Origin of the sequence: Microbacterium jejuense, from assembly GCF_039544225.1 — a bacterium.
Classification (GTDB): Bacteria; Actinomycetota; Actinomycetes; order Actinomycetales; family Microbacteriaceae; genus Microbacterium; species Microbacterium jejuense.
This window is the reverse complement of the sequence record NZ_BAABLG010000013.1, coordinates 142,411-163,800: the sequence shown is the minus strand read 5'-3', so window position 1 is coordinate 163,800 and position 21,390 is coordinate 142,411. Positions and strand designations below refer to the sequence as shown.

Here is a 21,390-nt window from a genome sequence, read left to right as displayed (position 1 = left end):
AGCGCACCCGGGGTCTACGCTGGCGTCATGGCCATCGCGCGACTTCACGGCGGACCCCTCGACGGGCAGATCATCCCGCTCGACCCGACCGTCAACGACTCGTACATCGTCCCCTACGGCGAGGGGCAGCTCGTCTACCGCCGCGAAGGCGAGGACGCCAACACCGGCGACGCCGACGGGCCGACCGAGACGCGCTTCGTGTACGTCGAGTCCACCGAAGACATCGATCCGAACCCGGACGGTCGTGACGACTGAGTCCAGCGCGCCCCACGATCGCCCGGCGCACTCCGTCGAGGTCGAGCTGAAGTTCGACGTCGACGACGACACCCCGCTGCCCGACTGGTCGGGCCTGCCGGGGGTGACATCGGTCGGCGCCGCAGAGGTGCGTGACCTCGACGCCTCATACCTCGACACCGCCGACCTCGCGCTTGCGCGCGCCGGCTACGCCGTCCGGCGCCGCACCGGCGGCCCCGACGAGGGCTGGCACATCAAGGGTCCGCGGGGCGCCGATGGCGGCCGCGTCGAGCTGCAGTGGCCGCTCGGTGGGTCCGGAGGGATTCCGGATGCCGTCGCCGCCGCACTCCCGGCGGTCGCCGCCGTGGCCGACTACGCGCCGGTCGCCCGCATCCGCAATCGCCGCACGGCGTATTCGCTGCAGGACGCCGATGGGGGACTGGTCGCGGAGTTCGTCGACGACCATGTCGTCGCGACCGACGAGCGCGACGGCACGCGGCGCACATGGCGCGAGTGGGAGTTCGAGCTGGGGTCGGCGGCGCCCGCGTCTGGCGACGCCCGGGCGGCGCTGTTCACGGCGGTGGAGCAGGCCGTGCGCGCCGCCGGCGGCCGGGAGGCGGCATCCGCATCCAAGCTCGCGAGGGCGCTCGGCGCCTGAGCCGCTCGTGTGGCGGGCGCAGACGAAACGCCCCGGACTTCAGCGAAGTCCGGGGCGTTCTGCGTCGCTGTGATCAGAGGTTGATCATGTGACCGGCGAGGCCGTGGAAGGCCTCCTGCACGGCCTCCGACAGCGTCGGGTGCGTGTGGACGTTGCGCGCCGCCTCGAGGGCGGTGAGGTCCCACTTCTGCGCCAGGGTCAGCTCGGGGAGCAGCTCCGACACGTCCGGGCCGATCATGTGCGCGCCCAGGAGCTCCAGATGCTCGCCGTCGGCGATGACCTTGACGAAGCCGATCGGCTCGCCCAGGCCGTTGGCCTTGCCGTTCGCCGAGAACGGGAACTTCGCGACCTTGACGTCGTAGCCGGCGTCGCGCGCCTGCTGCTCGGTGAGGCCGAACGAGGCCACCTGCGGCGAGCAGAACGTCGCGCGCGGCATCATGCGGTAGTCGCCCAGCGTCATGGTCTCGGCCTTGCCGATGGTCTCGGCGGCGACGACGCCCTGCGCCTCGGCCACGTGAGCGAGCTGCAGCTTCGCGGTCACGTCCCCGATCGCATAGATGTGCGGCACGTTGGTGCGCATGTAGTCGTCGATGTCGATGGCGCCGCGCTCGGTGAGCTTGACGCCGGTCGTCTCCAGGCCGAAGCCCTCGACGTTCGGTGCGAAGCCGATCGACATGAGCACCTTGTCGGCGTCGATGGACTGCGACTCGCCGCCCGCGTTGGGGGTGTAGGTGACGGTGACGCGGTCGCCGTGGTCGACGACGGTCTCGACCTTGGTCGAGGTGAGGATGTCGACGCCGTACTTCTTGTACTGACGCGTGATCTCCTTCGAGACGTCGGCGTCCTCGTTCGGAAGTGCGCGGTCGAGGAACTCGATGATCGTGACCTTCACGCCGTAGTGCGTGAGGACGAACGCGAACTCCATGCCGATCGCGCCGGCACCGACGATGACGATCGACTTCGGCAGCTCGCGCGTGAGGATCTGCTCCTCGTAGGTCACGACGTTCTCGCTCAACTGCACGCCCGGCAGCAGGCGCACGCGCGAGCCGGTCGAGATGATCGCGTTGTCGAAGGTGACCTCGGCGGTCGTGCCGTCGTTCTTGGCCACGGTGATCGAGTTCGGCCCGGTGAACGTGCCGCGGCCGTCGTACTCGTCGACCTTGTTCTTCTTCATCAGGAAGTGGATGCCCTTGACGTGGGTCTCGGACACCTTGCGGCTGCGGTCCCACGCCACCCCGAAGTCGAAGTGCACGTCGCCCGAGATGCCGAACAGCTCGGCCTTGTCGTGGAACGTGTGCGCGAGGTCGGCGTTCTTGAGCAGAGCCTTCGAGGGGATGCAGCCGACGTTGAGGCACACACCGCCCCAGTACTTCTCTTCGATGATCGCGACCGTGAGGCCGAGCTGAGCAGCACGGACGGCCGCGACGTACCCGCCGGGCCCCGCGCCGAGGATGGCGACGTCGTAGTGAGGCATGGTCTCAAGCCTAGTGGTCGGCGGGGGAGTCGGAGCCGGGTGCGGAGCCGTTCGAGCGGCGCTGGTCGGCGGCATCCCGAGCCTTCTCGCGCTGGGTGCGAGACACGAGCAGGTACACGACCGCGCCGAGCAGCGCGAGGGCGACGACGCCCGCGACGATCCACGGCCAGACCGGCGCGGCGTCGCCGCTTCCGGACTCCATCGGCGGCCCGGGGGTCAGGGTCGCCGTCGGCTCGGTCGTCGGCGCGGCGCTCTCGGTGGGCGCCGCGCTCTCTGTCGGTTCAGCGCTCTCGGTCGGGGCCGGGGCGCCCTCGACGGTGAACGAGAACACGTTCGACGTCGGGTGGCCGTCGCTCGAGACGATCTTCCACGTCACCGTGACGACGCCCGACGCCTCGCCCGCGAGCGCCTGGGTGACGGTGTTGTCCTGCACCACCGGCGCGCCGTCCGCGAGGTCCGTGCCGGCGGCATCCTTCACCTCGATCACCGTCGCCCCCTCGGCGTCGGCGACCGCTTCGCTGAAGGTGAGCGTCACCTGCTCCGGCAGCTCGGCCACCGTGCTGCCGGTGGCCGGGTCGGTGCCGACGAGCGCGTCGTGGGCGGCCGCGGGGGATGCCGTGGCCAGCACCCCGACGAACGCCAGGGTCAGAGCGGCCACGAGGGCCGACAGTCGTGCGGTGCGGGGTTTGTGAAGAGTTTGTGACATCACGCGATCGAGCCTAATCGGCCCTTCGATCCGCGACGGTCGAGGTCTAGCATGGCGGCAAGGCGGGAGATCTGCCCGCCGGCCCGGCAACGGAAGGATGCGGCGGATGGACGCGATGATGATGGGCGCGATGTCGAAGGACATGATGGCGATGCCCGGCATGCAGAGCATGGACATGACCGTCATGCAGGCCTGTATGGACGCCTGCTCGGCCTGCGAGCAGGCGTGCACGGTGTGCTCCACGCAGATGATGTCGTGCGCGACGGCCTGCATGAACTGCGCCGACATGTGCAACACGATGATGCGCTCGATGATGCGCATGCAGGGCATGACCCCCGCGGTCATGATGTCGATGCTCGACGCCTGCATCGCGATGTGCCAGATGACCATGGACGAGTGCATGCAGCACGCCGACCACAGCGAGGTCTGCAAGATGTGCGCTCAGTCCTGCAAGGCCTGCATGGACGCCTGCATGGCCGTCAAGGACATGATGATGGCGATGAGCTGAGGCTCGTCGAACTCTCCGCCGGGCGGGTCGCCGCGGCTGTCGAGGTGTCAGCCGCGCAGCACGTTGAAGCGTGCGGCGCCGACGGCGAGCACGTGGTACCGCTCGTGCAGCGCCACGGGCGTGCCCGGCGTCGCGGCAGCCGCCGCGCCCGTGCCGTTCCACAGCGCGACCTCTTCGCCCGAGAGCGTCCGCACGATCACGAAGCCCGCGGCGGCGTCGGAGGCCTCGACGATCGCGTCCGCCCAGTCCGAGGGGGTCGCCGACGCGAGACGCGCCTGGATGAGGTGCAACGCGTGGCCCGGTGCGAACGACGAGCAGGTGTCACCGTGGTCGCACATGCACGCCGCACGCTCACGCACCTCGAGGGCGGGAATGCGGCTGTACGGGCTGGACACGGGATGCTCCTTCGAGGACGGCTGGATGCCGGTGGGTCCGGATCGGTGAAGCCAGGCTACGGGGGCACCCCCGCCCGCGGCATCCCGCGCGAAACGGGGCGAAACATTGCGCGATCAGGTCCGCGCGATGGACAGGACATGACCGATTCGCAGAATCGGGCCTCGTCGGCGGCCGAATCGATCGGATAGGCTGAACGCCACAGAGGAGGACACCGTGGAGCACGACCGCCGACCCGATGAGGGCGACATCCGCCGCGCAGCCGGGGCCGACGCACACGATTCCGACCGTGCGGCCGACACGACGCAGACCTTCGGTCACGATTCCGACCTGTCGTTCGTGCCCTTCGGCAGCGAACTGGGCGAAGCCGAACTCGACGCGATCGAGGCGCTCCCTTCGGGCGCCGCGCTGCTGCTGGTCCGCTCCGGCCCGACGGCCGGTGCGCGCTACCTCCTCGACGGCGACGTCACCACGGTGGGGCGGCATCCTGAGGCCGACATCTTCTTCGATGACGTCACAGTCTCTCGCCGTCACGCCGAGATCACGCGCTCGGGCACGACTTTCGACCTGGTCGACCAGCGCTCGCTCAACGGCACGTACGTCAACGGCGAACGCGTCGATCGCGCCACGCTCAGCAACGGCGCCGAGGTGCGGATCGGCAAGTTCCGCCTCAACTTCTTCGTCTCACCGGCAGATCTCGCGCGGGCGGCGGACGCCTGATGCCCGCGGCTTCCGTCCGTGAAAACGCGACGTCCGCGGGTCTTCTCAGCATCGGTCAGGTTCTGGCGCGTCTGTCGCCCGAGTTCCCGGCACTCACCTCGAGCAAGCTGCGTTTCCTCGAGGTGCAGGGGATCGTCACACCGCTGCGCACCGATTCCGGCTACCGCAAGTTCTCACAGGCCGACCTCGAACGTCTGCGCCTCGCGCTGACGCTGCAGCGCGACCACTATCTGCCGCTGTCGGTCATCCGCGACTACCTCGAAGACGTGGATGCCGGTCGCGACCCCGCGACGCCCTCGTCCGTGCCGCCTCCGTCGATCGTGCCCGCGCCGCGCCGGTATCGCCGTGACGAGCTGCTGGCCTCGGCAGGCGCCGCACCGCAGCTGCTCAACGACGCGATCAGCACCGGCGTGATGGCCGGGGCAGAGGTGTACAGCGAGCAGCAGGTCGCACTGCTGCGGGCGCTCGTCGCGCTCGACCGCCACGGCATCGAGCCTCGGCACGTCCGCGCGCTGCGGCAGAACGCGGAGCGCGACGTGGCCCTGGTCGAATCCGCGCTCGCGCCGCTGCTGCGCCGCACCGATGCCGCCTCCCGGGGCCGCGCGGGAGAGGTGGCGCCCGAGCTCGCCAAGCGGCTCGACGAGGTGCGTGCGATCTTCGTGCGGACGGCTCTGGACCGACTGCTCTCTTGAGGCTGCGGCATCCGATTTCGGGTCCATCGCGCGACACGCCGAGGCCCGAACGCCGGATGTCGTTGCCGCGGGCACGAGGCTGTTCTAGCGTGGAAGATACCGATTCGGAGGGGGGACGGGCATGACCCGTGACATGGCTGGCAACGAGCCGTTCTCCGCCGAACTCCTCTTCACCGACGGGCTCCCGGCGATGGATGACGAGGTGGGCTATCGCGGAGCCGTGGCGGCGCGCGCGGCGGGCATCACCTACCGGCAGCTGGACTACTGGGCCCGCACCGAACTCGTCGTCCCGACAGTGCGCGGTGCGACAGGCTCCGGCTCGCAGCGCCTGTACGGGTTCCGCGACATCCTCGTGCTCAAACTCGTCAAGCGCCTGCTCGACACCGGCATCTCGCTGCAGCAGATCCGCACCGCGGTCGACCAGCTGCGTGCGTCCGGCATCCGTGACCTCGCCGGCACCACGCTCATGAGCGACGGCGCCTCGGTGTACCTGTGCACCTCGAACGACGAGGTCATCGACCTCGTCAGCCGCGGTCAGGGCGTGTTCGGCATCGCGGTCGGCAAGGTGCTGCGCGAGGTCGAGTCCGAACTCGTCGAGTTCGAGGTCGAGAAGCCCGACGAGCTGGACGAGCTCGCCGCCCGCCGGGCCGCCCGAACCGCCTGACTCAGGCTCTCGCGTCCTCGTGCGCGAGGTGCTGCGGCGCGGTGGTCTCCGTGCTGGGGGACTGTGCGCTGAGGGGTTCCGCGTTGAGCGCTTGCGCGCCGAGCGCTTGCGCGCCGAGCGCTTGCGCGAGGTCGGCGATGAGATCCTCGGGGTCTTCGAGGCCGATCGACAGGCGCACGAGCGCGTCGGAGGGCTTCGCCTCCGACGCGACCGGCCGGTGGGTCAGCGCCGCCGGATGCTGGATGAGCGAGTCGACGCTCCCGAGGGACACCGCGTGGGTGAACAGCTGCACGCCGCCGGTCAGTGCGGCCGCGGCCTCGAAACCGCCGGTCAGCTCGATCGCGATCATCGCGCCGGGGCCGGCCTGCTGCGTGCCCACCAGGCCCAGCGGGTCGTTGCCGGGGAGACCCGGAAAGTGCACGCGCGACACCTCGGGACGCGTCGCCAGCCACTCGGCGACGACCTGCGCCCCCTGCTGCTGGGCGCGCACGCGCACGGGCAGGGTCGCCAGCCCGCGGTGCAGCAGATACGCGGCGAGGGGATGCATGATCGCGCCGGTGATCGCGCGGGTGCGGCGCAGCGTCGCGGCCAGGCTGGCGTCGCACGCCACGACACCGCCCATGACATCACCGTGCCCGCCGAGGTACTTCGTCGCGCTGTGCAGCGACAGCGCGGCGCCGAGATCGAGGGGATGCTGCAGCACGGGCGTCGCGAACGTGTTGTCGACGAGCACCGGCACATCGCCCGCTGCAGCGACGACCGCGCGCAGGTCGACGAGCTCGAGCGTCGGGTTCGCCGGCGTCTCGAGCACCACGAGTGCGGTGTCGTCCCGCATGGCCGCGGCGACACCCTCGGGCGCGCAGAACGTCGCCTGCAGGCCCAGGAGTCCTGACGCCAGCAGGTGGTCGGTGCCGCCGTACAGCGGACGCACCGCGACGACGTGCCGCTTGCCGGACTCGTGCGAGACACCCAGCAGCACCGCGGTGATCGCGGCCATGCCCGACGAGAACGCGACGGCCTCTTCGGCGTGCTCGAGCCGGGCGAGCGCCTCCTCGAAGCGCGCGACCGTCGGGTTCCAGAGCCGTGCGTAGACGTTCGACCCGCCTTCGAACGGGTGCCCGCCGGTCGCGAGCACCTCGTACGACATCCCGCCGAGCTCCAGATCAGGAAGCGGGTTCGTCGACGAGAGGTCGAGGGGGAGTGCGTGCACGCCCAGGCCCGCGAGGTCTTCGCGGCCGGCGTGCACGGCAATGCTGTCGGGATGCAACGTCATCGGTGCCATGGCGATATGGTCAGCGAACTCGACGCGAATGGCAAGTCGTGTTCACGCGTGCGTGCACAAAGTGTGCAGAGTGCTCATCTGATGAGCAAAGTGGTCAACCTGGATGCCGGGATGCGGCATCCACCCGAAAGGTCAGGGGCGGGGGTCGTCGGGCGACGGGATGCGGCCGGTGCGCATGATGCGGTCCAGCAGCGAGTCGAAGTCGGCGGCGAGCTCCTGTGCGGAATCGCCGGGCCAGATGTGCAGCGGCTTGGCCGCGCCCTGCGCCTGCTGCAGCGACGTGCGCTCAGGCAGCTGCGGCGCGAGGACGAGCGGGCCGAACATGTCGCGCAGCTCTTTGATGCGGAACTGGTGCTCGATCGACTGCGGGCGCACGCGGTTCACGACGATGCCCAGCGGCTGAAGGCGGGGGGAGAGGCCGCGGCGGATCTCTTCGATCGCGCGCAGCGCGCGGTCGGCGGCCGCGACCGAGAACAGGCCGGGCTCGGTCACCACGACGACGCGGTCGGAGGCCGCCCACGCGGTGCGCGTGAGGGCGTTCAGCGAAGGCGCGCAGTCGATGAGCACGAGGTCGTAGTCGGCCTCGATGGTGGCCAGCGCCTCTTCCATCTTCCAGACGTCGCGCACGCTCGGGTGCGGACCGTCGAAGTTGATGGCCGACGGGCTGCCGATCATGACGTCGATCGTGCCCGGGTGCACCTTGGCCCACCCGCTGGAGGTGATGGCCTGACGGACCGTCTTCTCCTTGGGATTCGCCAGGACGTCGGCGACGTTCAGCCGCCCCGCGACTTGGATGTCCATGCCCGTGGAGACGTCGGACTGCGGGTCGAGGTCGACGACGAGCGTGCGGACACCGCGGGCGAAAGCCGCCGACGCGAGTCCGAGAGTCACGGTCGTCTTGCCGACGCCACCCTTGAGCGAGCTGACGGATAGGACGTGCACAAGCCACCACGTTACCGTCCCCTAGGCTGAGAGCACACTCAGCCCCCGTCCAGGGGTCACCCGCACCGCCGCTCACGGAGGTCGAATGTTCCGCAAGATCCTGGTCGCCAATCGCGGAGAGATCGCCATCCGCGCATTTCGCGCCGCGTACGAACTGGGGGCCCGCACCGTCGCGGTGTTCCCCTACGAGGACCGCAACTCGCTGCACCGGCTGAAGGCCGATGAGGCGTACCGCATCGGCGAGGTGGGGCATCCGGTCCGCGCCTACCTCGACGTCGACGAGATCATCCGCGTCGCGAGAGAGGCGGGCGCCGACGCCGTCTACCCGGGCTACGGCTTCCTGTCCGAGAACCCTGAGCTCGCCGAGAAGGCCGCCGCGAACGGCATCGCCTTCATCGGCCCGCCCGCCAAGGTGCTCGAGATGGCCGGCAACAAGGTGACCGCCAAGCAGCACGCGGTCGCCGCCGGTGTTCCGGTGCTGCGCTCGACGGAGGCATCGGAAGACGTCGACGAGCTCCTGGCGCAGGCCGACGCGATCGGCTTCCCCATCTTCGTCAAGGCCGTCGCCGGCGGCGGCGGACGAGGGATGCGGCGCGTCGAGCGTGCCGAGGAGCTCGCACCCGCCCTCGCCGAGGCCATGCGCGAGGCGGGCAGCGCCTTCGGCGACGCCCGCGTGTTCCTCGAACAGGCGGTCCTGCGCCCTCGGCACGTCGAGGTGCAGATCCTCGCCGACGGCGCAGGGGAGACGGTGCACCTCTTCGAGCGCGACTGCTCCGTGCAGCGCCGTCACCAGAAGGTCATCGAGATCGCGCCGGCGCCCAACCTCGACCCCGCAGTCAGAGACGCCCTGCACGGCTATGCCGTCGCGTTCGCCCGGTCGATCGGGTACGAGAACGCCGGCACCGTCGAGTTCCTGCTCGAGACCGCCGGTCCCCGCACCGGCGAGGTCGTCTTCATCGAGATGAACCCGCGCATCCAGGTCGAGCACACGGTCACCGAAGAGGTGACCGACGTCGACCTCGTGCAGTCGCAGATGCGCATCGCGGCCGGCCAGAGCCTCGCCGACCTCGGCCTGACGCAGGACCAGATCCGCCTGCGCGGCGCCGCGCTGCAGTGCCGCATCACGACCGAGGACCCGACGCAGGGCTTCCGTCCCGACACCGGCAAGATCACGACGTACCGCTCGCCCGGTGGCGCCGGCATCCGCCTCGACGGCGGCACCACCGCCGCGGGCGCGCAGATCAGCCCCCATTTCGATTCGATGCTCGCCAAGCTCACGTGCCGCGGCCGCGACTTCGGCGCCGCGGTCGTGCGCGCCCGGCGTGCCTTGGCGGAGTTCCGCATCCGCGGCGTCTCGACGAACATCCCGTTCCTGCAGGCCATGCTCGACGACCCGTCCTTCGTCGCCGGCGACGTCAGCACGTCCTTCATCGACGAACGGCCGGGACTGCTCAAGGGACGCGAGTCGAAGGACCGCGGCACGAAGATCCTCAACTGGCTGACCGACACGACGGTCAACAAGCCCCACGGCGACAACCCCGTCACCGTCGACCCCCGGCTGAAGCTGCCCGCGCTCGACCTCACCACCGAGCCGCCCGCGGGTTCGCGTCAGCGCCTGCTCGAGCTCGGCCCGGCGGGCTTCGCGAAGGCGCTGCGCGAGCAGACGTCGCTCGCCGTCACCGAGACGACGTTCCGCGACGCGCACCAGTCGCTGCTGGCGACCCGTGTGCGCACGAAGGACCTCGTCACCGTCGCCCCCTACGTCGCGCGCCTGACGCCGCAGCTGCTGTCGGTCGAGGCGTGGGGCGGTGCGACCTACGACGTCGCGCTCCGTTTCCTCGGCGAGGACCCCTGGGAGCGCCTGGACAGCCTGCGCGCGGCGCTGCCGAACGTCGCGATCCAGATGCTGCTGCGCGGCCGCAACACCGTCGGCTACACGCCGTACCCGACCGAGGTCACCGACGCGTTCGTGCACGAGGCCGCGGCGTCGGGCATCGACATCTTCCGCATCTTCGACGCGCTCAACGATGTCGCGCAGATGCGCCCCGCGATCGACGCGGTGCTCGCCACCGGCACCTCCATCGCCGAGGTCGCCGTCTGCTACACCGGTGACCTGCTCAACCCGGCCGAGGATCTGTACACGCTCGACTACTACCTGCGGCTGGCTGAACAGATCGTGGATGCCGGAGCCCACGTCCTGGCCATCAAAGACATGGCGGGCCTGCTGCGGCCGGCTGCGGCATCCCGTCTCGTCAGCGCCCTGCGAGAGAACTTCGACCTGCCGGTGCACGTGCACACGCACGACACCGCGGGTGGCCAGCTCGCGACGCTCCTCGCCGCCGGCGCGGCCGGAGCGGACGCCGTCGACGCGGCCGCCGCGCCGATGTCGGGCACGACGAGCCAGCCCTCGCTGTCTGCCCTCGTCGCGGCCCTGTCGCACACCGAGCGCGACACCGGCATCTCGCTGGACGCGGTGAGCGACCTCGAGCCGTACTGGGAGGCCGTGCGCCACCTGTACCGCCCGTTCGAGTCGGGGCTGCCCGGCCCCACCGGGCGTGTGTACCACCACGAGATCCCCGGTGGTCAGCTGTCGAACCTGCGTCAGCAGGCGATCGCGCTCGGCCTCTCGGAGGACTTCGAGCTGATCGAGGACATGTACGCCGCGGCCAACGAGATCCTCGGCCGCGTGCCGAAGGTCACGCCGTCGTCGAAGGTCGTCGGCGACCTGGCGCTGCACCTCGCCGCCGTCAAGGCCGACCCGAAGGACTTCGCCGAGAACCCGCAGAACTACGACATCCCCGACTCGGTCGTGGGATTCATGGCGGGAGAGCTCGGCGACCTGCCCGGCGGGTGGCCGGAGCCGTTCCGCACCAAGGTGCTGCAGGGCCGCCAGGTGAGCATCGAGCTCACGCCGCTCACCGACACCGAGTCCGCCGCGCTCGACGCCGATTCGGCGTCGCGCCGCGAGATGTTGAACAAGCTGCTCTTCCCGGCGCCCACGCGCGCGTTCCAGCAGACCCGCGAGGTGTTCGGCGACCTGAGCGTGCTCGACACCGTCGACTACCTGTATGGCCTGACCGCCGGCGTCGAGCACGTCGTCGAGATCGAGCGCGGCGTGCAGCTGTACGTCGGGCTCGAGGCGATCGGCGAGGCCGACGACAAGGGCATCCGCACCGTCATGACCACGCTGAACGGTCAGCTGCGTCCGGTGTTCGTGCGCGACCGCAGCATCACCGTCGAAGCACGCCAGGCCGAGAAGGCCGACACCACCCGGCCGGGGCAGGTCGCGGCGCCGTTCTCGGGCGTCGTGACGCTCAAGACGCTCGTCGGCGATGTGGTGACCGCGGGTCAGCCGGTCGCCTCGATCGAGGCCATGAAGATGGAGGCGGCCATCACCGCACCCGTCGACGGTGTGGTCGAACGGCTCGCCATCGCCGAGACCGCGCAAGTGGATGCCGGAGACCTTTTGGTTGTGATCCGTCCGGCCCAGTAGCCTGGAGGGTGGCATCCGCCCGAATACGTCTGCCCAGGAGAACTCCGCAGTGACGCCCGATCGCACCGACCACACGCCCGACGAGCCCGTGAACGGCGTGCTCTCCGACACCGGAAGCCTCGACACCGCAGGCATCGGCATCCTCGGAGGTGCGACCGCGCAGGTGAACGTCGAGCTGCCCACGGACCGGGGCGACGACCGTGACGACGACGGTGTGATCGACGACGAGGTGCCGTTCGTCATCGAGATCCCCGCCGACGCCGACCTGCCCGTCGCCGAGGCCTACGTGCCGGCGGCCGACTTCGACGCGGTCGAGGACTCCGACGAGGCGATCGATGCCGAGGAGGCGATCGAGGCCGACGTGTACGACGTCGAGGTGATCGAGGACGCCGAGATCGTCGAGGACGTGATCGTCGACGCCGAGCCCGTCGCCGAGGAGGCTGTGGCCGAAGAGGCACCGGTCGAGGAGGTCGTCGGGGCCGAGGCGGAGCCCGTCGCCGAGGAAGCCGCGGTCGAGCCCGAGCCGGTCGCCGAGGAGCCGGAGCCGGAGCCCGAGCGCGTCGTCGAGGAGCCCGAAGCCGCTGTCGAGCCCGAGCCGGTCGCCGAGGAGCCGGAGCCCGAGCCCGCCCCCGAGCCGGCGCCCGACACAAATGCCGTCGTCATCGACGAGTTCGCCGTCGCCGACTTCGAGACGGCAGACTTCGATGCGTCCGACTTCGAGTTCGACGGCACCGAGTTCGACCTCGAGCTGACTGATGAGACCGCGGAGGACCACATGGCTGTGCACACCCCGGAACCAGACGAGCAGGATGCCGCGGCATCCGCCCCCGACAGGGCGCCGGCGCCCACCACGCCGGCCTCTGCCGCAGCCGCCGCTGCGGCGGCCGCCCCGGCCACGCGCCGCGAGGCGCAGCACACCGGCGCGATGCCCGTCGTGGAACGGTCGCCGGAGCGCGCCGTCGACCGCGTCGCGCCACGACCCGGCGTCGCACTGACCTCCAAGCGCCTCGGCGAGTTCGAGGCAGGCCGCGAGACGTCCGATCTGCTCACGGCCGACCGGCTGCTCGACCCGCACCAGATCATCAAGCCCGAGCCCGAGGGCGCGTGGCAGCACTTCGTCTACTCGGTGTCGGGCAAGCGCATCAACCTCGGCGACGGCAAGCGCGCCCGCGCGCGCAAAGAGCTGGACCGCCGCATCGCGGCACCGCTCTCGGGCGGCGCGCGGTTCGTGCCGGTGCTCTCGCGCAAGGGCGGCGTCGGCAAGACCACCGTCACCACGCTCCTCGGCATGGCCCTTGCGGCCGCACGCGACGACCGCGTGATCGCCGTGGACGCCAACCCCGACCGCGGCACGCTCGCCGAGCGCATCTCGCGCGACAGCGGCAAGACGGTCCGCGACCTCGTGCGCATCAGCCCCGAGGTGGTCGGCTTCAACGACCTGTCGGGCATCGTCGCCCGTGACGAGACGCGCCTGGACGTCATCGCGTCCGACACCGACCCTCGTGTGTCGGAGGCGTTCAACGACGCCGACTACCGCGACGTGGCCGCCCTCGCCGCCCACTACTATTCGGTCGTGCTCACCGACACCGGCACCGGCATCGTGCACTCGGTCATGGGGGCGACGCTCGACCTCGCCGACCAGGTCGTGATCGTCGCCGGCCTGAGCGTGGACGAGGCGCGCCTCGCATCCGAGACGCTCACCTGGCTCGAGACGAACGGCTACGCCGACAAGGTGCGCAGCGCGATCGTGGTGCTCAACAACGCCAAGCCGGGGCATCCGCTCGTCCAGCTCGACGAGCTCGAAGCCCACTTCCGCACCCGCGTGCGCGCCGTCGCACGCGTGCCGTACGACCCGCACATCGCCGCCGGAAGTGCGATCACGTTCCGCGAGCTGCAGCCCGCGACCCGGGAGGCCGCGCGCGAGCTCGCCGCGATGGTCGTCGAGGGTCTGCGCATGCCGGCTGTGGCAGCCTGACGTGGCGGTCCGGCCGATCCGGGTCTTCGGCGACCCCATCCTGAAGTCCGTCTGCGCCCCCGTCGAGACCATCGACGACGGCGTGCGCGCCCTCGTGCGCGACCTCGTCGAGACCGTCGAGCTGCCCGGGCGCGCGGGCGTCGCGGCCAATCAGATCGGCGTGGGCGTGCGCGCCTTCAGCTACAACATCGACGGCGACATCGGCTACGTGCTCAACCCCGTCGTCGTGGAGGTGTCGGGCGAGCCCGAGGCGATCGGCGAGGGCTGCCTCTCGGTGCCCGGGCTCTGGCATGACGCCGTCCGCTATCCGTACGCGAAGGTCGTCGGCATCGACCTCGACGGCAACGAGCTCGTCCTGGAGGGCGAGGGGCTCATGGCCCAGGCGCTGCAGCACGAGACCGACCACCTCGACGGCATGCTCTACCTCGAGCGCCTCACGCCCGAAGAGCGTCGCATCGCGATGCGCGAGATCCGCGAATCGGATTGGTTCTGACGCACGGGGGCACGAAGGCGAAAGGGATGCCGGCGGCCGAGGCCGCCGGCATCCCTTTCTGCATCTCTCAGGAGAGGGAGACGTTCGTGGTGCTCACCGGCACCGCGTAGATCTCTTCGATGTCGCCGGCGAAGTCGGCGAGGATCACGTTGCGCTTGATGCTCATCTTCGGCGTGAGGTGACCGCTGTCTTCGGTCCACTCGGTCGGCAGGATCGTGAACTTGCGGATCGACTCGGCGCGCGAGACGTACTTGTTCGCCTCGTCGATCGCGCGCTGCACCTCGGCGCGCACGGCCGGGTTCTTCGCGGCGTCCGCGAGCGACAGGTCGCCCGGCAGGTCGTTGTTCGCGAGCCACGTCGGCAGCATCTCGGGGTCGAGCGTGATCAGCGCCGAGATGAACGGCTTCTGGTCGCCGACGACGACCACCTGGCCGACGATCGGGTTGGCGCGGATCGGGTCTTCGAGCGCGGCGGGCGACACGTTCTTGCCACCGGCCGTGACGATGATCTCTTTCTTGCGACCCGTGATCGTGAGGAAGCCTTCGTCGTCGAACGAGCCGATGTCGCCGGTCTTGAACCAGTCGCCGTCGAACGCGGCCGCGGTGGCCTCGTCGTTGTGCCAGTACTCCTTGAACACGTTGATGCCGCGCACCTGGATCTCGCCGTCGTCGGCGAGGCGGATGCCCACGCCCGGCAGCACGGGGCCGACGGTGCCGATCTTCGACTTCGACGGGATGTTGACCGTCGCCGGCGCCGTGGTCTCGGTCAGGCCGTAGCCCTCGAGGATCGTGACGCCCAGGCTGTGGAAGAAGTGCCCGAGACGCGGGCCGAGCGGGGCGGAGCCCGATACGGCGTACGTGACGCGGCCACCCATCGCCTCGCGCAGCTTGGCGTAGACGAGCTTGTCGAACAGCGCGAACTTGATCTTCGTGCCGAGCGGGATCTTCTTGCCGTCCTGCAGCAGCGTGGAGTGCTCGACCGCCGTCTTCGCGGCCGCGCGGAAGATCTTGCCCTTGCCGCCGGACTCGGCCTTCTGCTCGGCCGAGTTGTAGACCTTCTCGAACACGCGGGGGACCGCGAGCAGGAAGGTGGGCTTGAACGAGCCGAGCGCGGGCAGCAGGTGCTTCGTGTCGGGCTGGTGGCCGACCTTGACGCCCGAGTGCACGGCGAGGATCGAGATGAAGCGCGCGAACACGTGCGCGGTGGTGATGAACAGCAGCGTCGAGGCGCCGGGCGTCTCGACCACCTCGTGCAGCGACTTGGCGGCGTTGCGGCTGAGCTCGACGAAGTTGCTGTGCGTGAGCACGCAGCCCTTCGGGCGGCCGGTCGACCCCGACGTGTAGATGAGGGTCGCGATGTCGGAGCCGTTGGCGATGCTGCGGCGGCGCTCGATCTCTTCGTCGGTCACCCCGGTGCCGCCGGCGACGAGGGTGTCGAGGTCGCCCTCGTGCATCTTCCACGCGGAGCGGACGAGGGGGAGCTCGGCGCGCGCCTCCTCGAAGCGCGCCGAGTGGTCGGCGAGCTCGGTGATGATGGCGATCGCGCCCGAGTCCGAGAGGTTCCACGCGATCTGCGCGGCCGAGCTGGTCTCGTAGATCGGGACCATGACGGCGCCCGCGTAGAAGAGGGCGAAGTCGACGAGAGTCCACTCGTAGGTGGTGCGGGCGACGAAGCCGACCTTGTCGCCGGGCTCGATGCCGGCGGCGGCGAAGCCCTTGGCCAGGGCGATCACCTGCTTCTCGAACTCGGCGGCGCTGACGTCGCGCCACCCGTCGCCGTCGGGAACGGCGAACAGCGCGCCGTTGGGTGTCTTCTTGACGCGCTCGACCAGGAGGTCGGCGATATTGGCATGCGGATCGGCTGGGACGATCGCGGGGACTTCGAACTGGACCACGGCAGCTCCTTCGGTACCGGACGACGGATTATCTCGGGTGGATCATCCGAGTCTAATCGGCCGTCACATCAGCGCCGTCGGGGGTGTGGACGAGTGTGCGCTGACTAGACTTCAAGACGCTGTCGCGCGCGCGACGGCCGGGAAGGAAGTGCAGTGCTCAAGGTCGGCATCGACATCGGCGGGACGAAGATCGCAGGAGGCGTCGTGGATGCCGAGGGGCGCATCGTCGAGAAGGTCCGCGTCGACACGCCGACCGACACCGGGGCGCTCGCCCAGGCCGTCATCGACATGGCCCGCCACTTCCGCTCCGGTCACGAGGTCGCCGCCGTGGGCGTGGCCGCTGCCGGCTTCATCGACCGCGACCGGGCGATCGTGATCCACGCGCCCAACATCGCGTGGCGCAACGAGCCGCTCAAGGCGCGCCTGGAGGACGGCATCCAGCTCCCCGTCGCGATCGAGAACGATGCGAACGCCGCGGGCTGGGCCGAGTACCGGTTCGGCGCCGGGCGCGGCGTCGAGCACATGGTCATGCTCACGATGGGCACGGGCGTGGGCGGCGCGATCATCCTCGACGGCGAGCTGTTCCGCGGCGGCCACGGCATCGCCGCCGAGCTCGGCCACCTGCGCTTCATCCGCGGCGGACTGCTGTGCGGCTGCGGACAGAGCGGATGCCTCGAGCAGTACGCGTCCGGACGCGCGCTGCAGCGCGAGGCCCACGACATCGCCGACGCGGGCGGCATCGGCGAGGCCCTCGCTGCGCTCCGCGCCGAGACCGGCACCATCTCGGGTCCCGCGGTGTCGCGGCTCGTGCTCGCCGGGGACCCCGGCGCGACCGAGGCGCTGCGGCGCGTCGCGACCGCGCTCGGCGAGGCGTGCGGCGGCTTCCAGGCCGTGCTCGACCCCGAGCTGTTCGTCATCGGCGGCGGCGTGGCGCAGCTCGGCGAAGACCTGCTGGCGCCGGTGCGCCTCGCGTACGAGACCTCGCTGCCCGGGTACGGCGACCGTCCGGTCGCGCAGTTCGCGATCGCCCAGCTCGTCAACGACGCCGGACTCATCGGCGCCGCCGACCTGGCCACGGCGGAGGGGTAGCCGCGCCGATGTTCTACTGGCTGATGAAGTACGTGGTGATCGGACCGATCGTCAAGGCGATCTGGCGCCCGTGGATCGTCGGCCGGCGCAACGTCCCCTCGGAGGGCGCCGCGATCCTCGCGAGCAACCACCTGTCGGTGATGGACTCCATCTTCCTGCCGCTCATGATCGACCGGCCGGTGTCGTTCCTCGCCAAGAGCGACTACTTCACCGGCAAGGGGTTCAAGGGCTGGGCGACCCGCATGTTCATGAAGGCGACGGGCCAGATCCCGATCGACCGCTCCGGGGGCAAGGCCTCCGAGGCCTCGCTCAACACCGGGCTGCAGGTGCTCGGCAGGGGAGACCTGCTGGGCATCTACCCCGAGGGCACGCGCAGCCCCGACGGCAAGCTGTACCGCGGCCGCACGGGCCTTGCCCGCATGGCGCTGGAGGCGCATGTTCCGGTCGTGCCCGTCGTGATGGTCGACACCGACACCATGCTCCCGATCGGCACGACGATCCCTCGCATCGTGCGGGTCGGCATCGTGATCGGCGAGCCGCTGGACTTCTCGCGCTTCGAGGGCATGGAGGGCGACCGGTACATCCTGCGCTCGGTCACCGACGAGATCATGGTCGCCCTGCAGCGACTGGGGGAGCAGGAGTACGAGGACGTCTACGCGTCGACCGTGAAGGACCGGCTGCCCGTCAAGAAGCCGGCGGCCTGAGAGCCGTCACGCGGCGCCGGGGCGGCGTCGCCCCACATTAGAATCGTGGGATGCCTCTTACCCTCGACGCACTCGACCACTGGCGGACCCTGCCGATCAAGCAGCAGCCGCAGTGGTATGACGCCGAGGCCGTGGCCGCGGCATCCGCAGAGCTCGCGACGCAGCCTCCGCTGGTGTTCGCCGGCGAGGTCGACAACCTGCGCGACCGCCTCGCGCGCGCCGCCTCGGGCCGCGCCTTCCTGCTGCAGGGCGGCGACTGCGCCGAGACCTTCGCTGGCGCGACCGCCGAGCAGATCCGCAACCGCATCAAGACGGTGCTGCAGATGGCCGTCGTGCTCACCTACGGCGCGTCGATGCCCATCGTGAAGATGGGTCGCATGGCGGGGCAGTTCGCCAAGCCCCGCTCCAGCGACACCGAGACGCGCGGCGACGTGACGCTGCCCGCCTACCGCGGCGACATCGTCAACGGCTACGACTTCACCGAGGGCTCGCGCCAGGCCGACCCCCAGCGGCTGCTGAAGGGGTACCACACCGCCGCGTCGACCATCAACCTGATCCGCGCGTTCACGCAGGGCGGTTTCGCCGATCTGCGCGAGGTGCACTCGTGGAACAAGGGCTTCGCGCAGAACCCCGCGAACCAGCAGTACGAGCGCCTGGCGACCGAGATCGACCGCGCCATCAAGTTCATGGAGGCCGCGGGCGCCGACTTCGACGAGCTCAAGCGCGTCGAGTTCTACACCGGGCACGAGGGCCTGCTGATGGACTACGAGCGTCCCCTCACCCGCATCGACTCGCGCACCGGCACGCCGTACAACACCTCGGCCCATTTCCTGTGGATCGGTGAGCGCACGCGCGACCTCGACGGCGCGCACGTCGACTACTTCTCGAAGATCCGCAACCCCATCGGCGTCAAGCTCGGCCCCACCACGACGGCCGAGACCGCCCTCGCCCTCATCGACAGGCTCGACCCCGAGCGCGAGCCCGGCCGTCTGACCTTCATCACCCGCATGGGCGCCGGCAAGATCCGCGACGCGCTGCCGCCGCTGCTCGAAGCCGTCAAGGACTCGGGCGCCACACCGCTGTGGGTCACCGACCCGATGCACGGCAACGGCATCACGACGCCCACCGGCTACAAGACGCGCCGCTTCGACGACGTCGTGGACGAGGTGCGCGGCTTCTTCGAGGCGCACCGCGCCGTCGGCACGTTCCCCGGCGGCATCCACGTCGAGCTCACCGGCGACGACGTCACCGAGTGCCTCGGCGGCTCCGAGCAGATCGACGAGGCCACCCTCGCGACCCGCTACGAGTCGCTGTGCGACCCGCGCCTGAACCACATGCAGTCGCTCGAGCTCGCCTTCCTCGTGGCCGAGGAGCTCGAGAAGAGGTAGGTCAGAGCGTCTGAACGACGAAGATCCTGGATGCCTCGGCCCGAGGCATCCAGGATCTTTCTCTGTCTGAGCTCAGCCGAGGCTGAGGTCGGTGATCGTCACCGTGGAACCGGGCGGGAGCAGCGTGCCCTGGGACGGGTTGATCCCGCGGACGACGTAGAGGTCCCAGAACGCCGGGATGATCGCGTCGAGGCCTGCGACCTTGAAGCCCGCGCCCTGGAGCGCGTTCACCGCCGAGCGGACCGACTGACCGACGACCTTGGGGACCGCGACCGGCTCCGGGCCCTTCGAGACCACCAGCGTCGTCGAGTCGCCGGAGCGCCAGTACCCGGGCTGGGCCCGGTCGGCCATGCTGATGACGTCTCCTTCGGCGATGCTGTCGCTGTAGTCCTCGGACGTGCTGCTGACGGTGATGCCGGCATCAGCGAGGGTCTTCGTGGCCTCGTCGACCGGCATCCCGACCACGCTCGGCAGCGGGCCGAGCGAGACGCCGAGGGTGGCGGTGTCGCCCTGGTGCACCGTGCAGCCCTCGCCGCACTCGACCTTGTCACCGCCGGCCGCCGGCACGACCGCGACGTACACCACGGCGTCCTTGGGGGCGTCGGTGTAGTAGTACGCGGAGTCGCCCGCGGCGATCTGCTGGGCGTCCAGCAGAGCGCGGACGTCGGCCTCGGGCTGACCGTTGAGCGTCGTGAACGTCGCCTCGGCGGGGCCGAGCGAGACCGTGACCTTCACCTCGGAGTCGCGATCGACGTGCGCACCCTGCTCGGGGTCCGTGCCGATCACCTGGCCGACCGGCACGTCGAGACTGCTCGCCTCGACCTTGACGGCCTTCAAGGTGTCTTCCTGCAGTCGCGCCGCGGCCTCGTCATACGTCTTGCCGGTCACGTCGGCGACCACGACCATGGACCCGGGGCCGGACCCGAACCACCAGCCCACGCCGCCTGCGGCGGCTGCGAGCAGCAGCACGATGACGAGCAGCCACACGCCGCGCGTACGGCGACGCTTGGTCGCGGTGCGCAGCCGCGTCGCGTTGTCGGCCTCTTCGAGCGTGGCGATCGGACCGGTCGCGGTGCTCGGCAGCACGGCGGTGAGCTCGCCGGTGGCCGTCCCGGGGTCGCCGATCACGCCGATGGGCCCGGTGCGGGTGACGACCGGCGTGACGCCGAGGTCGCGCTCGATGTCATGCAGGCGGTCCAGCATCTCGCGGGCGTCGACCGGACGCTCGTCGGGGGACTTCTCGGTGGCCCACAGCACCAGCTCGTCCAGCGGCTCGGGCACGCCCGGGTTCTTCACGCTCGGGCGGGGGACCGAGTCGGTCGCGTGCTGGAACGCGATCTGCATCGGCTGCTCGCCCTTGTAGGGCTGCTCGCCGGTGAGCATCTCGTACAGCATGATGCCGATCGCGTAGATGTCGCTGCGGGCGTCGGCTGTTCCGCGAGTGACGAGCTCGGGCGCGAGATAGGCGATCGTGCCCAGCAGCTGGGCGCCAGACGCCGTGTTCGCGGTCGTGGCGCGCGCCAGGCCGAAGTCGCCGATCTTGATGCGGCCGTCCTCGGCGAGCAGCACGTTCTCGGGCTTGACGTCGCGGTGGACGATGCCCGCCTTGTGCGCGGCCGCGAGACCCGACAGCACCGCGTCGAGGATCGAGATCGCCTGCGGCACCGTGAGCCGGCGCTGCTCGCGCAGCAGCTCGCGCAGCGTGATGCCCGGCAGGTACTCCATGACGAGATACGCCATGTCGCCGTCCTGGCCCTGGTCGAACACGTTGACCACGTTGGGATCGGCCAGTCTTGCGGCCGCGCGGGCCTCTTGGATGAACCGGCTCTGGAACACGCTGTCGTCACTCAGGTGCGAGTGCATGACCTTCAGCGCGACGCGGCGCTCCAGGCGCAGATCGGTCGCGACGTAGACGGTCGCCATGCCGCCGCGGGCGATGCGAGCACGCACCCGGTACCGGCCGTCGACCAGACGGCCGATCAGCGGGTCCGTCTGCTGACTCGTGCTCACGCTGAGAGTCTACGGATCCGCAGCCGTGAGCCTGCGGAACGCCTCACCCCGTGAGACCGTAATGTGACGCT

Annotated in this window: 19 protein-coding genes; 12 read left to right on the top strand and 7 right to left on the bottom strand. The window is 70.2% G+C overall.

Annotated features, from left to right (window positions below; all coding sequences use genetic code 11):
- The first annotated feature begins 27 nt into the window (after positions 1–27).
- Both ABEA46_RS19760 and ABEA46_RS19755 read left to right on the top strand, forming a co-directional pair.
- A complete protein-coding gene (locus ABEA46_RS19760) occupies positions 28–255 on the top strand; it encodes a response regulator (RefSeq protein ID WP_345547099.1) in 228 nt (75 codons plus the stop codon).
- Positions 245–892, top strand: a complete 648-nt coding sequence (locus ABEA46_RS19755; protein WP_345547097.1) for a CYTH domain-containing protein — start codon at positions 245–247, stop codon at positions 890–892. The genes ABEA46_RS19760 and ABEA46_RS19755 overlap by 11 nt, the downstream gene beginning before the upstream one ends.
- A gap of 73 nt (positions 893–965) precedes the next feature.
- Here ABEA46_RS19755 and lpdA read toward each other — a convergent pair whose 3' ends face one another.
- On the bottom strand, positions 966–2,366 hold the full coding sequence (gene lpdA, locus ABEA46_RS19750) for a dihydrolipoyl dehydrogenase (RefSeq protein ID WP_345547095.1): 1,401 nt from the start codon (positions 2,364–2,366) through the stop codon (positions 966–968).
- Positions 2,367–2,376: 10 nt separating this feature from the next.
- On the bottom strand, positions 2,377–3,072 hold the full coding sequence (locus ABEA46_RS19745) for a copper resistance protein CopC (protein ID WP_345547093.1): 696 nt from the start codon (positions 3,070–3,072) through the stop codon (positions 2,377–2,379).
- A 106-nt stretch (positions 3,073–3,178) separates the two neighbouring features.
- On the opposite strand from ABEA46_RS19745, the gene ABEA46_RS19740 reads away from it, so the two are divergent.
- On the top strand, positions 3,179–3,580 hold the full coding sequence (locus ABEA46_RS19740) for a four-helix bundle copper-binding protein (protein ID WP_345547091.1): 402 nt from the start codon (positions 3,179–3,181) through the stop codon (positions 3,578–3,580).
- Between the two features lie 47 nt (positions 3,581–3,627).
- On the opposite strand, the gene ABEA46_RS19735 is transcribed toward ABEA46_RS19740, so the two are convergent.
- Entirely contained in the window at positions 3,628–3,975 is a 348-nt protein-coding gene (locus ABEA46_RS19735) for a hypothetical protein (protein WP_345547089.1), read from the bottom strand.
- A gap of 214 nt (positions 3,976–4,189) precedes the next feature.
- Here ABEA46_RS19735 and ABEA46_RS19730 point away from each other — a divergent pair, with 214 nt between their 5' ends.
- From ABEA46_RS19730 to ABEA46_RS19720, 3 genes are all read left to right on the top strand, one after another.
- Positions 4,190–4,693 carry an FHA domain-containing protein gene (locus ABEA46_RS19730; RefSeq protein ID WP_345547087.1) on the top strand — a complete coding sequence of 168 codons (504 nt, stop codon included), beginning with the start codon at positions 4,190–4,192 and terminating at the stop codon, positions 4,691–4,693.
- On the top strand, positions 4,693–5,385 hold the full coding sequence (ftsR, locus tag ABEA46_RS19725) for a transcriptional regulator FtsR (protein ID WP_345547085.1): 693 nt from the start codon (positions 4,693–4,695) through the stop codon (positions 5,383–5,385). The genes ABEA46_RS19730 and ftsR overlap by 1 nt, the downstream gene beginning before the upstream one ends.
- Before the next feature lie 121 nt (positions 5,386–5,506).
- The gene (locus ABEA46_RS19720; protein ID WP_345547083.1) at positions 5,507–6,049 is read left to right on the top strand and encodes a MerR family transcriptional regulator; all 543 of its coding nucleotides are present in this window, start codon (positions 5,507–5,509) and stop codon (positions 6,047–6,049) included.
- Between the two features lies 1 nt (position 6,050).
- Here the strand turns inward: ABEA46_RS19720 and ABEA46_RS19715 are convergent, their stop codons facing one another.
- Together ABEA46_RS19715 and ABEA46_RS19710 are read right to left on the bottom strand one after the other, a co-directional pair.
- Positions 6,051–7,331, bottom strand: coding sequence for a trans-sulfuration enzyme family protein (locus ABEA46_RS19715; RefSeq protein WP_425563231.1), 1,281 nt, complete (start codon positions 7,329–7,331; stop codon positions 6,051–6,053).
- A 132-nt stretch (positions 7,332–7,463) separates the two neighbouring features.
- Entirely contained in the window at positions 7,464–8,273 is an 810-nt protein-coding gene (locus tag ABEA46_RS19710; protein ID WP_018170539.1) for a ParA family protein, read from the bottom strand.
- A gap of 85 nt (positions 8,274–8,358) precedes the next feature.
- On the opposite strand from ABEA46_RS19710, the gene ABEA46_RS19705 reads away from it, so the two are divergent.
- The 3 genes from ABEA46_RS19705 to ABEA46_RS19695 are packed head-to-tail and all read left to right on the top strand — an operon-like array spanning position 8,359 to position 14,234.
- Positions 8,359–11,766, top strand: coding sequence for a pyruvate carboxylase (locus ABEA46_RS19705; RefSeq protein ID WP_345547080.1), 3,408 nt, complete (start codon positions 8,359–8,361; stop codon positions 11,764–11,766).
- Between the two features lie 49 nt (positions 11,767–11,815).
- Positions 11,816–13,741, top strand: a complete 1,926-nt coding sequence (locus ABEA46_RS19700; protein WP_345547078.1) for a MinD/ParA family ATP-binding protein — start codon at positions 11,816–11,818, stop codon at positions 13,739–13,741.
- A 1-nt stretch (position 13,742) separates the two neighbouring features.
- A complete protein-coding gene (locus tag ABEA46_RS19695; protein ID WP_345547076.1) occupies positions 13,743–14,234 on the top strand; it encodes a peptide deformylase in 492 nt (163 codons plus the stop codon).
- Between the two features lie 67 nt (positions 14,235–14,301).
- On the opposite strand, the gene ABEA46_RS19690 is transcribed toward ABEA46_RS19695, so the two are convergent.
- The gene (locus ABEA46_RS19690) at positions 14,302–16,128 is read right to left on the bottom strand and encodes an AMP-dependent synthetase/ligase (RefSeq protein WP_345547074.1); all 1,827 of its coding nucleotides are present in this window, start codon (positions 16,126–16,128) and stop codon (positions 14,302–14,304) included.
- A 153-nt stretch (positions 16,129–16,281) separates the two neighbouring features.
- On the opposite strand from ABEA46_RS19690, the gene ABEA46_RS19685 reads away from it, so the two are divergent.
- From ABEA46_RS19685 to ABEA46_RS19675, 3 genes are read left to right on the top strand one after another with little or no spacing between them, the layout of a single operon-like run.
- A complete protein-coding gene (locus ABEA46_RS19685) occupies positions 16,282–17,217 on the top strand; it encodes an ROK family glucokinase (protein WP_345547072.1) in 936 nt (311 codons plus the stop codon).
- Between the two features lie 8 nt (positions 17,218–17,225).
- Positions 17,226–17,921: a lysophospholipid acyltransferase family protein gene (locus ABEA46_RS19680; RefSeq protein WP_345547070.1), complete on the top strand. Its 696-nt coding sequence runs from the start codon at positions 17,226–17,228 to the stop codon at positions 17,919–17,921.
- 50 nt (positions 17,922–17,971) lie between these two features.
- Entirely contained in the window at positions 17,972–19,309 is a 1,338-nt protein-coding gene (locus ABEA46_RS19675; protein ID WP_345547068.1) for a class II 3-deoxy-7-phosphoheptulonate synthase, read from the top strand.
- Between the two features lie 72 nt (positions 19,310–19,381).
- Here ABEA46_RS19675 and pknB read toward each other — a convergent pair whose 3' ends face one another.
- A complete protein-coding gene (gene pknB / locus ABEA46_RS19670; protein ID WP_345547066.1) occupies positions 19,382–21,319 on the bottom strand; it encodes a Stk1 family PASTA domain-containing Ser/Thr kinase in 1,938 nt (645 codons plus the stop codon).
- Positions 21,320–21,390 lie beyond the last annotated feature (71 nt).

Bases quoted from the DNA above. Each gene is read 5' to 3' on its own strand.
- ftsR (WP_345547085.1), top strand. From the start codon at position 4,693: ATGCCCGCGGCTTCCGTCCGTGAAAACGCGACGTCCGCGGGTCTTCTC.
- ABEA46_RS19675 (WP_345547068.1), top strand. From the start codon at position 17,972: ATGCCTCTTACCCTCGACGCACTCGACCACTGGCGGACCCTGCCGATC.
- ABEA46_RS19715 (WP_425563231.1), bottom strand. From the start codon at position 7,331: ATGGCACCGATGACGTTGCATCCCGACAGCATTGCCGTGCACGCCGGC.
- ABEA46_RS19680 (WP_345547070.1), top strand. From the start codon at position 17,226: ATGTTCTACTGGCTGATGAAGTACGTGGTGATCGGACCGATCGTCAAG.
- ABEA46_RS19745 (WP_345547093.1), bottom strand. From the start codon at position 3,072: ATGTCACAAACTCTTCACAAACCCCGCACCGCACGACTGTCGGCCCTC.
- ABEA46_RS19720 (WP_345547083.1), top strand. From the start codon at position 5,507: ATGACCCGTGACATGGCTGGCAACGAGCCGTTCTCCGCCGAACTCCTC.
- ABEA46_RS19705 (WP_345547080.1), top strand. From the start codon at position 8,359: ATGTTCCGCAAGATCCTGGTCGCCAATCGCGGAGAGATCGCCATCCGC.
- ABEA46_RS19740 (WP_345547091.1), top strand. From the start codon at position 3,179: ATGGACGCGATGATGATGGGCGCGATGTCGAAGGACATGATGGCGATG.
- lpdA (WP_345547095.1), bottom strand. From the start codon at position 2,366: ATGCCTCACTACGACGTCGCCATCCTCGGCGCGGGGCCCGGCGGGTAC.
- ABEA46_RS19760 (WP_345547099.1), top strand. From the start codon at position 28: ATGGCCATCGCGCGACTTCACGGCGGACCCCTCGACGGGCAGATCATC.